A 16,613-nucleotide genomic window follows, 5' to 3' on the forward strand; every position below is an offset into this window, starting at 1 on the left:
GCTCCTCACCGCTTGATGATCAAGTAGCCGTTGTACGTGCGTTCCTCATCCAGGTTCAGGACGAAGAAGTACGTGTCGTCGATGAGCGGGACACCGTTGCTCCCGAGGCCGTCCCAACCATTGTCATATCCGCGCTGCACGAACACCGGGCGGCCCCAGCGGTCGAACACCTTGAGCTCGCTGGCCGGGAAGGCTTCGATACCGGTGACCTCGAAGCGATCGTTCACACCATCCCCGTTCGGTGAGAAGCCATGGGGTACGAACACATCCAGCACCCTCACCTGCACGGTGTCGCTGGCCGTGGCACATCCCGAAAGAGAGGCGGTGAGCACGAAGGTGTTCGTACCCAAGGCCAGGCCCAGGACATCCGTCACCGGTTGTTCGGGTGTGGCCAGGTGCCCATCGCCGGAGATACGGGTCCAGAGCACTTGGGCACCGGGTTCGGTCTGGCCGGTGAGGGTGGTATTGGTCGTCACGGCCAGTTCCTGGTCCTCGCCCGCGTCCACGAAAAGGCTTGCCCCAGGTTCATGGAAGACCACCGTGACGGAGTCCACTGCGATACAGGGTGCCTGGCCCACGGTCCAGAGGAAGGTGTAGCTACCGGCGCTGACGACGGCCACATCCGTGTTCGGGCTGGTGGGGTCGTCGAACAGGCAACCAGCAGGGCCGCTCCAGCTGCCGCCCGCTTGAAGCACCAAGGCCTGAAGCTGCACCATGGTGCCGCAGATCGTGGTGTCAGGTCCGGCATCGGCCAGCGGACCGGACGTCACAAGGATCAACTGCTCCAGGTCCGCGGTGCAGGTGCCATTGGCCACCGTATAGATGACCGGGTAGGAACCCGGGCCCACGCTTGGATCGAAGGTCGTCCCCGTCACTGCGGTCCCGTTCCAGGCCCCACCCGGTGTTCCAAGGACGAGGGTGCCGAGGTCAAGGGGGCCTTGTTGCGCGCAAATGCTTCCAGGCAGGATCCAAAGCGGATCGGGCATGGTGTCAATGATCAGGGTATCGATGCTCACCGCCGGGCAGGTGCCTGCGATGGTGTGGGTGATGAAGTGCATCCCCGGTGCGCTCGCACTGATGTCGATCGTGCCATCGGAGGGATCGATCATCAGACCCGGGCTGCCCAGGTAGGATCCGGAAGGATCCGCTGCCCAAGGCGTCACCGAGCCGCTGGTCTCGCAATAGGCGGATTGCGCATAGTCGAAAGACGCATCCACGATCACGGGATCACCGATGCATGCGCAGTTGGCATCCCACGCATCGTTCGTGGTGCAGGCATCTCCATCGTCACACGCGGTTCCGGGCAGCGCGCTGCCTCCGGGCACGCCCAGGCAGTCGTTGGGCAGCGGGGTGCCAATGCAGGTGCAGTTGCCATCCCACGTGTCGTTGACCGAGGTCGCATCCCCGTCGTCACACGCGGTGCCCGGCAGGGCGCTGCCACCCGGCACGCCGAGGCAGTCGATCGGCTGGCCGGCGCAGGTGCAGTTCGCATCCCACATGTCGTTGCCGGTGTTGGCGTTGCCGTCGTCGCAGGCGGTGCCCGGCAGTGCGCTGCCACCCGGCACACCCAGGCAATCGATCGGCTGACCGGCGCAGGTGCAGTTCGCATCCCACGTGTCGTTGCCGGTGTTGGCGTTGCCGTCGTCGCAGGCGGTACCCGGCAGCGCGGAACCACCCGGCACACCCAGGCAGTCGATCGGCTGGCCGGCGCAGGTGCAGTTCGCATCCCAGGTGTCGTTGCCCGTGTTGGCGTTGCCGTCGTCGCAGGCCGTGCCCGGAAGAGCGGCGCCACCCGGCACACCAAGGCAGTCGATCGGCTGACCGGCGCAGGTGCAGTTCGTATCCCAGGTGTCGTTGCCGGTGTTGGCGTTGCCATCGTCGCAAGCGGTACCTGGCAGGGCGCTGCCACCCGGCGCACCGAGGCAGTCGATCGGCTGGCCAGCGCAGTTGCAGTTCGCATCCCAGGTGTCGTTGCCGGTGTTGGCGTTGCCATCGTCGCAAGCGGTACCTGGCAGGGCGCTGCCACCCGGCGCACCGAGGCAGTCGATCGGCTGGCCAGCGCAGTTGCAGTTCGCATCCCAGGTGTCGTTGCCGGTGTTGGCGTTGCCATCGTCGCAAGCGGTACCTGGCAGGGCGCTGCCACCCGGCACACCGAGGCAGTCGATCGGCTGGCCAGCGCAGTTGCAGTTCGCATCCCACGTGTCGTTGCCGGTGTTGGCGTTGCCGTCGTCGCAGGTGGTACCCGGCAGGGCTGTGCCGTTCAGCATCCCTGCGCAGTCTACTACGAGGCCTACACAAATACAATTGGCATCCCACACCTCCGAATCGGTCATGACGTTGCCGTCATCGCAAGCGGTGCCCGGCAGCACTGAACCACCCGGCACACCCAGGCAGTCGATCGGCTGACCGGCGCAGGTGCAGTTCGCATCCCAGGTATCGTTGCCAGTGTTGGCGTTGCCGTCATCGCAGGCCGTGCCCGGAAGAGCGCTGCCGCCCGGGGTGCCTTCGCAGTCGATCAGCTGACCCACGCACACGCAGTTGGCATCCCATCGGTCGTTGCCGGTGGTGGCGAGTCCGTCATCGCAGGGAGTACCCGGCTGGGCAGGGCCACCCGGCGTGCCTTCGCAGTCATTGGGCAGGGTGCCGCTGCAGGTGCAGTTCGCATCCCAGGTGTCGTTGCCCGTGTTGGCGTTGCCGTCGTCGCAGGCCGTGCCCGGAAGAGCGGCGCCACCCGGCACGCCCAGGCAGTCGATCGGCTGACCGGCGCATGTGCAGTTCGCGTCCCAGGTGTCGTTGCCGGTATTGGCGTTGCCGTCGTCGCAGGCGGCGCCCGGCAGCGCTGAACCACCCGGCACACCCAGGCAGTCGATCGGCTGGCCGGCACAGGTGCAGTTCGCATCCCAGGTGTCGTTGCCGGTGTTGGCGTTGCCGTCATCGCAGGCCGTGCCCGGCAGTGCGCTGCCACCCGGGGTGCCTTCGCAGTCGATCAGCTGGCCCACACACGTGCAGTTCGCATCCCAAGTGTCGTTGCCGGTGGTGGCGAGTCCGTCATCGCAGTGCGTACCCGGAAGAGCGCTGCCGCCCGGGGTGCCTTCGCAGTCGATCAGCAGGCCCACGCAGGTGCAGTTCGTATCCCAAGTGTCGTTGCCGGTGTTGGCGAGGCCGTCATCGCAGACGGTGCCCGGCAGGGCGCTGCCGCCCGGGGTGCCCTCGCAGTCGATCAGCTGACCCACGCACACGCAGTTAGCATCCCAAGTGTCGTTGCCGGTGTTGGCGTTGCCGTCATCGCAGGCCGTGCCCGGCAGTGCGCTGCCACCCGGGGTGCCTTCGCAGTCGATCAGCTGGCCCACACACGTGCAGTTCGCATCCCAAGTGTCGTTGCCGGTGGTGGCGAGTCCGTCATCGCAGTGCGTACCCGGAAGAGCGCTGCCGCCCGGGGTGCCTTCGCAGTCGATCAGCAGGCCCACGCAGGTGCAGTTCGTATCCCAAGTGTCGTTGCCGGTGTTGGCGAGGCCATCATCGCACGCGGTGCCCGGCAGGGCGCTGCCGCCCGGGGTGCCCTCGCAGTCGATCAGCTGACCCACGCACACGCAGTTAGCATCCCAAGTGTCGTTGCCGGTGGTGGCGAGTCCGTCATCGCAGGGCGTACCCGGCTGGGCAGGGCCACCCGGCGTGCCTTCGCAGTCATTGGGCAGTGTGCCGCTGCAGGTGCAGTTGGCATCCCAGGTGTCGTTGCCGGTGTTGGCGTTGCCGTCGTCGCAGGCGGCGCCCGGCAGCGCTGAACCACCCGGCACACCCAGGCAGTCGATCGGCTGGCCGGCACAGGTGCAGTTCGCATCCCAGGTGTCGTTGCCGGTGTTGGCGTTGCCGTCATCGCAGGCCGTGCCCGGAAGAGCGCTGCCACCCGGCACACCCAGGCAGTCGATCGGCTGACCGGCGCAGGTGCAGTTCGCATCCCAGGTGTCGTTGCCGGTGTTGGCGTTGCCATCGTCGCAAGGCGTGCCGGGCAATGAAGTGCCATTCGGTATACCCAGACAGTCCAGGCATGTGCTGTTGGGGGTGATGCCGGTCGTACCACCCGCGCAGACACCGCACGCATCGACGGCGGCGGTACCGTTGGGCACACCGGCGCAGTCGGCGCAGGAACTGTTGGGCGTGATGCCGGTCGTACCACCCGCGCAGACGCCGCACGCATCGACGGCGGCAGTGCCGTTGGGTACACCGGCGCAGTCGGCGCAGGAGCTGTTGGGTGTGATGCCGGTCGTACCACCCGCGCAGACGCCGCACGCATCGACGGCGGCGGTGCCGTTGGGTACACCGGCGCAGTCGGCGCAGGAGCTGTTGGGCGTGATACCGGTCGTACCACCCGCGCAGACGCCGCACGCATCGACGGCGGCGGTGCCGTTGGACACACCCGCGCAGTCGGCGCAGGAGCTGTTGGGCGTAATGCCGGTCGTACCACCCGCGCAGACACCGCAGGCATCGACGGCGGCGGTACCGTTGGGTACACCGGCGCAGTCGGCGCAGGAGCTGTTGGGCGTGATGCCGGTCGTACCACCCGCGCAGACACCGCAGGCATCGACGGCGGCAGTGCCGTTGGGGACACCGGCGCAGTCGGCGCAGGAGCTGTTGGGGGTGATGCCGGTCGTACCACCCGCGCAGACACCGCACGCATCGACGGCGGCGGTACCGTTGGGCACACCGGCGCAGTCGGCGCAGGAACTGTTGGGCGTGATGCCGGTCGTACCACCCGCGCAGACACCGCAGGCATCGACGGCGGCAGTGCCGTTGGGGACACCGGCGCAGTCGGCGCAGGAGCTGTTGGGGGTGATGCCGGTCGTACCACCCGCGCAGATACCGCAGGCATCGACGGCGGCAGTGCCGTTGGGCACACCGGCGCAGTCGGCGCAGGAACTGTTGGGCGTGATGCCGGTCGTACCACCCGCGCAGACGCCGCACGCATCGACGGCGGCAGTGCCGTTGGGTACACCGGCGCAGTCGGCGCAGGAGCTGTTGGGTGTGATGCCGGTCGTACCACCCGCGCAGACGCCGCACGCATCGACGGCGGCGGTGCCGTTGGGTACACCGGCGCAGTCGGCGCAGGAGCTGTTGGGCGTGATACCGGTCGTACCACCCGCGCAGACACCGCAGGCATCGACGGCGGCAGTGCCGTTGGGGACACCGGCGCAGTCGGCGCAGGAGCTGTTGGGGGTGATGCCGGTCGTACCACCCGCGCAGACACCGCAGGCATCGACGGCGGCGGTGCCGTTGGGGACACCGGCGCAGTCGGCGCAGGAGCTGTTGGGGGTGATGCCGGTCGTACCACCCGCGCAGACACCGCAGGCATCGACGGCGGCGGTGCCGTTGGGTACACCGGCGCAGTCGGCGCAGGAGCTGTTGGGCGTGATACCGGTCGTACCACCCGCGCAGACGCCGCACGCATCGACGGCGGCGGTGCCGTTGGGCACACCCGCGCAGTCGGCGCAGGAGCTGTTGGGCGTAATGCCGGTCGTACCACCCGCGCAGACACCGCAGGTATCGACGGCGGCAGTGCCGTTGGGGACACCGGCGCAGTCGGCGCAGGAGCTGTTGGGGGTGATGCCGGTCGTACCACCCGCGCAGACGCCGCACGCATCGACGGCGGCGGTGCCGTTGGGTACACCGGCGCAGTCGGCGCAGGAGCTGTTGGGCGTGATACCGGTCGTACCACCCGCGCAGACACCGCAGGCATCGACGGCGGCAGTGCCGTTGGGGACACCGGCGCAGTCGGCGCAGGAGCTGTTGGGGGTGATGCCGGTCGTACCACCCGCGCAGATACCGCAGGCATCGACGGCGGCAGTGCCGTTGGGGACACCGGCGCAGTCGGCGCAGGAGCTGTTGGGGGTGATGCCGGTCGTACCACCCGCGCAGACACCGCAGGCATCGACGGCGGCAGTGCCGTTGGGTACACCGGCGCAGTCGGCGCAGGAGCTGTTGGGGGTGATGCCGGTCGTACCACCCGCGCAGACACCGCAGGCATCGACGGCGGCAGTGCCGTTGGGGACACCGGCGCAGTCGGCGCAGGAGCTGTTGGGGGTGATGCCGGTCGTACCACCCGCGCAGACGCCGCACGCATCGACGGCGGCGGTGCCGTTGGGCACACCGGCGCAGTCGGCGCAGGAGCTGTTGGGGGTGATGCCGGTCGTACCACCCGCGCAGACACCGCAGGCATCGACGGCGGCGGTGCCGTTGGGGACACCGGCGCAGTCGGCGCAGGAGCTGTTGGGGGTGATGCCGGTCGTACCACCCGCGCAGATACCGCAGGCATCGACGGCGGCAGTGCCGTTGGGGACACCGGCGCAGTCGGCGCAGGAGCTGTTGGGGGTGATGCCGGTCGTACCACCCGCGCAGACACCGCACGCATCGATGGCGGCGGTACCGTTGGGCACACCGGCGCAGTCGAGCGGTTCGCCCATGCACTGACAAGTACCGTTCACCGCATCGTTCACCGTGTTCGGATCACCGTCATCACAGGTCGACCCGGGTTCATCCTGGCCACATCCACAGACACCGGGTGCGATCTTGTCAGGGTCATTGGGACAGCCATCGTTGTTGTTCACGACGTATCCTGCGGGCTGAGCGCACGCTTGAATGACCGTCATGGGGTCGCCGGCACCGTCGCTATCCTGATCGGCATGGTAGGTGGCGGCAGTGGTCTCCAGAACCTGCACCACCGCACTATGAGCAGCGCAACCAGGGCCGCCCGGCACGGTATACACATAGCCGCCGGATCCGTTCACGAGCGGATCATAGATCCCGCTGTGAGCCGCATTGGCCGGGTCCTTCCATGTGCCACCTCCGGCAGGGTTGCCGTTCAACGAGGTGGTCAGGTCCGTCTGGGGATCGGTGCTGCAGAGCGTGAGCGAGCCGTTCGTGCCCGCCCATGGCGCCTCGGAGATGGTCACGGTGGCGGTCGTGGTGGATCCCGAGCAGGTGCCGGCGGCCGGCAGGGTGTAGGTGACGGTATAGTTCGTTCCGCTGCTTGTGCAGGCCGTGGCGCCAGGAGTGATCTGCCCGGTGGTGGTGTTCAACGCAAGCCCGGGAGGGTCGGCGGAGAACGTACCGCCAGTGGTGCCGGTCAGGATCACGGGCTGCACGCCATGATCTGTGCAGAAGGGCCCTGCATAGTCGATCGACGCGGTAGGCGCGGCCTCCACGTTCACTGTGAACCAATCATGGGAGGTGCATCCTCCGGCGAAGACATAACCCAGGGTGTGCAGGCCGGGTGTGGCGACCGCCGGGTTGAACGCGCCGGTGACCGGGTCGATGGTACCGGCCTGGTTCGCATCGCTGAACACCCCGCCGGGCGGAGAGGCCACGGTCGGAAGGATGGGCGCGGAGCTTTGGCACACGGTGGTGACCGCGTATGCGATGTCCACCACGGTGGGCTGCACGTTGATCTGGAAGGTGCACTCGGCGGTGTTGATGCCGTCGGTGGCCTCGTAGGTCACCGTGGACGTGCCGATCGGAAAGACGCTACCCGGCGGAAGCCCGGTCGTCCGTGTGATCGATGCACCCGGGCAGTCATCGGTCGCGGTGGGCTCGGTCCAGGACACGACAGCTCCACAAGCACCGGGAGCGGCCGTGATGGACAGGGTGGTCGGACAACCCACGATCGACGGCGGGGTGACGTCCGCAAGGTGGATGGTATGGTTGTTCCAGATCCCATTGCCGTGGACATCCTCCACCCACATGGTCATCAGTACGACCGTGTCACCGGTGATCACCGTTCCTGCCGGTGGGTCCATGGTGATGGTCCATCCACTGCAATCCGTGACGATGAGCGAGTCGCGTAGGTCGGGGAACGTGGTTTGGCATCCGGCCCCGAGCGGGTACACGATGCCATCGAACAGCGGGCAATGGACGCTGGGCGCGGATAGGTCGATGACCTCAAGGGTCCATGTGCAGGTGTCCTGGTTGCCCCCGTCGTCGCGATGCACCTCCATCACGTGGTGCGTGCCGATCTGGAACGCGTGGCTCACCTGGCCGGTCACCTCCTGCCAGCTGGTGTTCCCGGCTTCAAGGATGAACGCCCGATGGTCGCTCTCGGTGTCCGGATCGCAATCATCATGACTCTCCAGCGTGGGGAAGGTGTAGAGGTGTTCGCAGCTGAGCGGGTCGGAGGTGACCGTGATGGTCCCGGGCCCCGGACAGTTGTCGAACACGGGTGCGATGGTGTCGATCGTCACCACCAGCATGGCGCATGTGCTGGTGTTCCCCGAGGAGTCGGTGGCCGTGAGATGGATGATGTCACCGGCGACCACATGGTTCCCCTGGGGAATGTCCTGGTCGATGGTCAGCGTGCTGGTGCAGTTGTCGCCCAGCGTGATGGTCAGGCCTGTGACATCGGGCAGGACCGCCTTGCACGAGATGCCGGCGGGCAGGTCGATCGTGGCCGGGCAGGTGATCACAGGCGCGATCGTATCGACCACGGTGATGGTCCAATCGCAAAGGGTGTAGTTGCCGTTGCCGTCGAAGATGGTGTCGGTGAACTGATGCGATCCGACAGGAAGGTCGATGATGCTGCCGACGGCGAGGCTCAGGTCAAGATCGGCCTGCACCGGTATGCCGTTCACGACCACGGGGCCACCACCGGCGATGGAGATCTGCACCGGGCCACCAACGAGCGGTCCCCAGCAGTTGTCCGTGCTCGCGATCAAAGGCAAGGTGTACGGCACGGTGCACGCGCCGGATGTCACGTGGAGGGTATCGCTCGACGGGCAGGCGGCCACAGGAGGGGTGGTGTCTTCCATGACCAACGTGGCCGTGGAACTGACGGCCGTTCCGCAAGCACCACCGTCGACCACCACCCTCAGGTGCACCGTGCCGGTGAGACCGGACCAGGCCTGGGTTGTCGTTGTGTTGCTGACCGGGAACCAGGTGGTCCCATTGGTGCTGCGCTCCCAACGGAGGACATTGCCCGTGTGCCCAGAGAGCGTGAGCGTGCCCGTCGACCCTGGGCAGTAAGTGCCACCGCCGGTGATCGAACCACCCACCGGTTCGGGAATCACAGTGATCGCATTGCTGCTGCTGGTGGTGCAAGGGGGTGTGCCGACCGTGTAGGTGATCGTTACCGGGCCGGAAAGGCCGGTTGGATCGAAGGTGCTGCCGGAAACTCCGGTGCCGGACCACGTGCCACCCAGGTCGTTCCCGTATTCATAGTAGATGCCATCCACCTCGAAGGAGGGGCTTCCAGCCGCACGCGTGATCCGGATGTATCGCGCGGGTGTGGTGAGCACGATGGAGGTGTACACATCCGTGTTGGAGGAAGTGATGAACGAACCCTGCGCGATGGTCGGCGGATCGGCCGAGCCTACCAACGTGGTTGCTGTTGCTCCGCTGCCGTTCGCATTCCAGAGCAAGCTGATGATACCCCCGACCGGGACCGTGACCCCGAGGTCCACCGTCACGAAGCCGCCGGTGGTGTTGAACAGAGCGTAGTTGCCCAGGATACCGCCGAGAATGCTCACCGGGCTGAAGACATTGTTCGAGCCTACCACCGATGCGGCATTGCCCGTCTGGTAGGGCGTCACCAAGGTGCTCAGGTCGAGCGATGCCGCATTGGAGCACATGGTGGCCGGTGCATTCCAGAATGAGATATCCACGCCGGCCAGAGCAGGGAACGAACCCTTTACCAAGAAACCGTTCAAGCTATTGTTGAAGCTGTTGAGCGAAAGCGCAGCGCAGGAAATATTCTGTTTGTAGGCACCGGCAAGGATGAAGTTGCCTTGGCTATCGGCGGTGATGGCGGTGGCTGATGCATCATTGGAGCTGATCAGGTCTTCGAGGCTGGCGCCGGAGCCCGTAGGGCGGAAACTGGCCACGAAGGGCTGGACCTTTCCGCTGGTCGAGGTGATCGAGCGGGTGCCCATCGTAAGGTCATCCTTGAACCTGCCGACCACATGGATCACACCGTTCTGGCCAACGGCCAGATCGGTTCCGCCCGTGGTGTGGTGGCTCCCCGTGGAGGTGCCTTTGTTCACCCAGAGGAATTGACCAGTGGCCCTTTCGATGCGGGCGAGGTAGAAGAAGTCATGGGTCGTGGAGCTCACCGATCCCACACCGGGGAAGGTGGCCGGTCCATGCGTCATACCCGTGAGGTAGAGCGCACCGCAACCGAGTGCCAATCCCGAAGGTGCTTGCTCCAGTGCATCGCTCAATTCGCTCACCGTGGTGGTCCAGGCATGTGCGCCCGCTGTGGTGAAAGCGGTCACCCGCTGGTCCCACTCGTCCATCGCCGAAGCGCTACCGAGCAGAAGACCGGTCGGACCGTACCAGTGGAGATCGTTGTTCTTGGTCCTGGAGGCGACGTACACCGCGTTATCATCGACCACCACGCCGTTGGCCAGTTCATCCTCTCCACTGCCGCCGGAGATCAGCGATTGCCCAACACCGAGCAGGCTGTACCGGGCCAGCAAAAGATTGTGCTTGTTGTTCGGCAGGCTCGCTGGAACACTCCCGAAAGGAGTGGTGATGCTGCCCTTGGCCGTCCCGAACACGTAGGCGCCGCTGCCGGTAACGGCGATCCCCGCTGGACGTTCGTCATTCGATCCCCCGAATTTCGTGCACCATCGAAGGAGGCCTGTGGAGGTGTAGGAGGCGATGAACCAATCCTCACCACCGGTGCTGGTCAGTAATCCTGCACCCAGAACAGAAAGCCCTTGCAGATCGATCGTGTTCTTGAACCACCCTGTGATGTAGATGTTACCAGCAGCATCCAGCGCCACACCTGTGGCCTGGCTCTCTCCGGTCCCACCGGGTGTGAAGCCCCATACCACGGCCCCGGCCGCACTGTACTTCACCAGGAAGGCATCCTGGTTCCCCAGAACGTTGCCCAACGTAGCGGAGATAACGCCGTTGCTCTTTGTGTAGCCAACCGCATAGACCGCACCGGTGGCATTGTCGGTCACCAGATCGGTCACTTCCTCATCGTCGGTGCCGTTGATCCCTTGTGCCCATGCCCAGGTATAGGATTGGGAAAAGACCTGCTGGCTTGAACCAAGACCAAGTGCCAGGCACACAGGCAGCATTCTGCACTTGAGGGGAGCGCGCATAGGTAGGTCGTTGATCTGTGCACAAGGGCGGTCCAAGCCCATGCAGGGTCGAGCGCTTCAACGGGCAAATGGGCCGTGGGTTACCACGAACGGACCGTCCCGGGGCCGGTCGCTGCAGGGAAAGGGCTCAGGCCAAAGGCCCGGGGCTCAAGGCAGTTGTGCGTTCCTGACCGCCGTGGGGACAGAGCCTCCCACGGTCTGCAGGATCCGGTCCCGGTCGTTGTTCGGTCCGGTGTACTTCACCACCCCGTCCAGGGTGACGTCCGTGCCCAAATAGCCGGGGGTGGTGGCGGTGGGCACCGTACCGCCGATGGCCACCAGGACCGGATCCCGGTCATTCGCGCCACCAGCGTACTTCACCTGGCCGTTGCCGTTGGAGTCACCGGCCCACTGGACCATCACGCCGCTGATGTTGCGCTGTGCGTTCGTACCGTAGGTGGCCGTGGTCGGTAGGTCGAAACGGACCACCGCAGGGGTGCCGGGCTGCAGGGTCACCGGCAGGCCGGTCATCACCGGGAGGTGGTTGCGATGACGGAGGACGATGTGGTATTCGGCCGTCGGTACATAGAGATGAACAGGGGAGCTGCCGTCCAGGTCCACCACATCCCCGTCCCGTTGCAGGAGACAACTGCGGGTGGCCACCACGGTGGTGGGGCTGGTGGACGATCGTACCTCCAGGAAGACCCAGTCCACGATGGCATCGTTGCCGGTGACGCTGAGCACCCCGGGAACGATCGTCTCACCTCCGCCCTGGGCCTGATGCACGAACCCCAAAGCGGTGTACGGCTCCACCACGGGCACCAGGCCGGCGGCACGCGCGCCATCGGCCATGATGTTCGGAAGGGGGCCGTACGGCCCGCCGAGGAAGGCCTTCACCGCAAGGCGCACCGTGGTTCCGGCGCACACGCAGGCGTTGTCCACCACGTCGTTCGCCGTGTACGGGTCGCCGTCATCGCAGGGAGCGCCCGGGAATTTGGTGGCATCGCCATCATCGCAGTCGGTGCCATCGGCCACCGCTCCGGGCGGAGCGTCACAGGCCAGGACCAGCGTCCCCGCATCTCCACGGCCATCACCATCGGCATCCGCATACCAGGGCGTGGTGGAGCAGGCACGATGGACGTTCAGGGATCGGCCGGGTGCACCCTGGGCCTGGGTGAAGCCCCCTGCGACCAGAAGCAGATCATCCGCAGCGACCAGGCCCAGCACCGGGCCGGAGCTCAACGCGGGGTCGAACGGGGTAAGATCCCCGGTGGCGGGGTCCAAGGCCGCCGCACCGCTCCGGCCTTGGCCGCCCACCTGGGCGAACGGCCCGGCGATGAAGACCTGGCTCCCCTGCACCACGATCGAAGTGATCGTGCTGTCGGCCCCTGCGGCATCGAAAAGCGTGTCCACCGCTCCGGTCCCGGCGTGCGCGCGCACCAAGTGCGTCACGGCGGCACCGTTGTATGAAGTGAAGTGCCCGCCGACATAGATCAGGCTGTCGATGCGGTGCAGGGCGTGGCAGGTGCCTGTGGCGTCGAGGTCGAACACGCTGCCGGAGGCAGCTCCGGATGTGCGGTCGATCGAGGCCACGCCCCTCCTGCTTCCGCCGCCGACCGTGTTGAACGAACCGCCGATGTGCACCTCCTGGCCGCTTACGCTGATCGCGTGCACCGGACCATCGGGGGCGGGGTCCCAGGGCTGCGCCAGGTCCGAGGTCGTGTTCAGCAGCACCAAGCCATTCCGGGGTGCGCCGCCGACCTGGGTGAACGCGCCAGCCGCGAAAAGGTCGTTGCCATCGGCCACCAGCACATCCACGGCGCCATCGGCAACGGGGTTCCAGGGGTCAAGGCTCAGTGCGACAGCGTCGAATGACAACAGCCGCTGCCGCGGAGCGGTGAACGCCCCGCTCGCGAACCAACGGCCGGCGCTGAACGCAAGGGCATGGACGTCCCCGTTGATCCCGAGCGCGGGCTGTTGCACGGTGCTACTGCTGGTGCCCAGATCGAGCAGGGCCACGTTATTCACCGTGCGACCTCCGCAGCTGGTGAAGCTCCCTCCAACGAAGAGGCCGGCCGCCGTGGCCGTCAGCTTAACAGGCGATCCGCTGCACCGGATGTCCAGGGTATCCAACGCCCAGGTACTGGTGCTGTAGGCCGCAAGGCTCCAGCGCGGCTGTCCTGCAGCGCTCAGGAAGTTCCCGCAGACGAACAGCCGCGAGCCATCGACGGAGAGGGCGAGGTCCAGCACACCACCGGACGGAGGGGATGGCTGTTGCGAAAGCAGCGCCCCGGTGACGCGGTCCACGGTGGCCAGGTTGGCCTGGGGCTGGCCTTGAACAGTGGTGAACGCACCACCCAGGTGGATCCGGTCCGGACCGATGGCGAGCCCGGATACACTTTCGGACGATCCGGTCACTTGAGGGTCCCAGGACAACAGGTCGCCTGCGGCGGAAACGGCAGCGCAGCTGTTCCGTGGAACTCCGTTGACGGATGTGAATTGGCCGACCATGAACAGGGTATCGGTCGAAGCCCAAAGGCCGGAGACCGCCGCCGAAGCCAGCGGAGCCCAACCCAGCATCGTACCCGATGGGATGCCGATCGCCATCAGACCGGACCTGGTATGCAGGGTGCCTTGCACAGTGACCGCCCCGATGCTCCCGGCCACGAACAGCGTGTCTCCGACCAGGCACAGGCTGCGGTAGGTGTTACCCGGAGCATTCGTGGCACCCTGCCAGAAGGGGTCGAGCGCGCCGGAGGTCGCGTCGACGGCCGCGAGACGTGATCGGGTGATGCCGTTCACCTGGCCGAAGCCACCGGCGATGTACACCTTGCCGGCATGAAGCAGGATCGCGAACACCGGGGTGTTCGTGGTCGGTGCCCATGGTCCTACCGAGCCGTCGGCCAGGATGTGGGCGAGGTTCGACCGCATTTCATCGCCCACCTGGGTGAACGACCCGCCGAGGAACCAACCACCCGCCCCATCGCTCACGGCCGCGTGGACAATGCCATTGATCCGTGGCCGGTCATGCCGCACCGTGCCTGCGGCCAGATCGATCTCCGCGCCGTAGGGGTTGTTCGGGCCCACATAGGTGAACGCGCCGCCCAGGGCCACCGTGCCGGAAGCGGTGTCCACTGCCACCGAGCGCACGGTGCCGTTGGTGATCCACCACTCGGGCCGGGGTTCCGTGAATTGCGCCTGAACGGCGTTGGACATCGCCAGACCCGCGAGGAAAGGGACGAAGGTTCTCATGGCCGTGACCGTTGGGATGGTCAAGGTAGAGGATCCCGGGCGGACCCCGGGCCGGTGCATCCTACCTTGCCGGCCTTGCTCCATCCATCATGCATCGATCGTTCAAGACGGCGCTTCTCTTCCTGTTCACCCCCGTGGTGGTCCTGGCCCACGAGGGCATGTGGTTGCCCACCGTGCTGGGCAGCATCCAGGACAGGATGCAGGCCGAAGGGTTGAAACTCACCGCCGAGGATATCTACAGCGTCAACAACGGCAGCTTGAAGGATGCCATCGTGTTGTTCGGCGGGGGCTGTACGGCGGAGGTGATCTCGGCCGAGGGATTGATCCTGACGAACCACCATTGTGGCTTTGGCGCCATTCAGGAGCACAGCACCCTGGAGAAGGACTATCTGAAGGACGGGTTCTGGGCCATGGATCGCGCGCAGGAGCTGCTGAACCCGGGCCTGGCGGCCACCTTCATCATCCGGATGGAGGATGTGACCGACCGCATGCTGGAGGCGGTGCCGCCCGGATCCGATGAACCGACGCGGCAGAAGGCCTTGACCGCCAGGGGACAGGAACTCGCCCGTGAGGCCATGGCCGGCAGCCACCATCAGGCGGTGGTCCGGGCGTTCAACTATGGACTGCAGTACATCCTCATCGTCAGCGAGGTCTTCCGCGATGTGCGCCTAGTGGGGGCTCCACCGGGTTCCATCGGCAACTTCGGCGGTGACACGGACAACTGGATGTGGCCCCGGCACACGGGCGATTTCAGTGTGTTCCGCATCTACGCGGACGCCGATGGCCGCCCGGCCGAACCGTCGCCATCGAACGTGCCGTTCCGTCCGCGACACGTCCTCCCCATCAGCATGGATGGCGTCAGGGAAGGTGATTTCGCGATGATCTTCGGCTTCCCCGGCAACACCCAGCGCTACCTGCACAGCCGGGCGGTGGAGTACATCACCGGCACGGGCGATCCGTTGCGCATCCGCATGCGGCGCGCCAGCCTGGCGGTGATCGACGAGGCGATGCTCGCCAGCGACCGCACCCGCATCCAGTACGCGGACAAGCAGAAGGGCATCAGCAATGCCTACAAGAAGTGGATCGGCGAGCTGCGCGGCCTCAATGAGCTGCGCACGGTGGATCGCAAGCGGGAGCTGGAGGTGGAGTACCGCGCGCGTGCCCGGGCCGCAGGCCGCACCGATCTGCTGGCCGTGCTCGATTCCCTGGAGGCCACATATGCCGGCTTTCCGGCCGTGGCAAAGGCGCGTGACCTGCATGTGGAGTTCTTCCTCGTGGGTGCCGAGCTCTTCCGGTTCGCCCTCGGTTTCCAGCAGCTGGCCAGCCCCGAAGGTCGAGCCGCGTTGGAGAAGGAGGGCAAGTTGCAGCGCGAGCTCGACCGGCTGCGCGCGGCCGCGAAGGCGTTCCACAAGGACTACGATGCGGCCGTGGACAAGCGTGTGCTCCTCGCGCAGTATCCCATCTATCGCGAACACCTGGATCCCCTGCTCGGACCGGACCTCAGCGCTCTGGACAAACAGTTCAAGGACGGTCGGGCCTGGGCGGACCAGGTGTATTCGACCTCGGTGTTCGCTGATGCCGGTGCGTTGGACGCGGCCCTCGCCGGTTACTCCACCAAGGTGATGCGGCGCCTGGCAAAGGATCCGGCCCTGACCTTCGCCAGAACACTGACAGAAGCATACACCAGCAAGGTGAAGCCGCGCTCAGAGGTCTTGAACCAGCGGGTGCAGGTGCACATGCGCACTTACGTGGACGGGCTCATGACGCTGTTCCCGGAGCGGGGCCACTGGCCGGATGCCAACAGCACCCTGCGCCTCAGCTTCGGCAAGGTGGAAGGGAGCCGCCCGCGGGATGGCATGACCTACGAACCCTTTACCGACCTCGACGGGGTGATGGAGAAGTACCGCCCTGGGGATGCGGAGTTCGAGGTGCCGAGCCGCCTGCGCGACCTCCATGCCACACGCGATTTCGGACCGTATGCCAACGCGGATGGAACCATGCCCGTGTGCTTCACGTCCAGCCTTCACACCACAGGGGGGAACAGTGGCAGCCCGGTCCTCAACGGCCGGGGTGAGCTCATCGGCATCAACTTCGACCGCAGCTGGGAGAGCACCATGAGCGACATCCAGTTCGATCCCGCCAAGTGCCGTAACATCAGCGCCGACATCCGATATGTGCTTTTCGTGATCGACAAGGTGTGCGGCGCGGGCCATCTGGTGAAGGAAATGACGCTGGTGCGCCAGCCCGCCACGCCCGGCTTTCTCATCGAACTCCCGATCCACCGCTGAG

At 66.1% G+C, this 16,613-nt stretch carries 3 protein-coding genes; 1 reads left to right on the forward strand and 2 read right to left on the reverse strand.

The features are described 5' to 3' along the window. Positions 1 to 5: 5 nt before the first annotated feature. Complete coding sequence (locus tag IPM49_17540; GenBank protein ID MBK9276325.1) at positions 6 to 11,069, reverse strand: HYR domain-containing protein; 11,064 nt, start codon at positions 11,067 to 11,069, stop codon at positions 6 to 8. A gap of 171 nt (positions 11,070 to 11,240) precedes the next feature. Then, entirely contained in the window at positions 11,241 to 14,324 is a 3,084-nt protein-coding gene (locus IPM49_17545; protein MBK9276326.1) for a hypothetical protein, read from the reverse strand. Between the two features lie 89 nt (positions 14,325 to 14,413). Between IPM49_17545 and IPM49_17550 the strand changes: the two genes are divergently transcribed. Continuing rightward, positions 14,414 to 16,612: a S46 family peptidase gene (locus tag IPM49_17550; protein ID MBK9276327.1), complete on the forward strand. Its 2,199-nt coding sequence runs from the start codon at positions 14,414 to 14,416 to the stop codon at positions 16,610 to 16,612. Position 16,613: the final 1 nt, after the last annotated feature.

It is taken from the genome of Flavobacteriales bacterium, from assembly GCA_016715895.1.
In the GTDB taxonomy this organism is placed as follows: Bacteria; Bacteroidota; Bacteroidia; order Flavobacteriales_F; family PHOS-HE28; genus PHOS-HE28.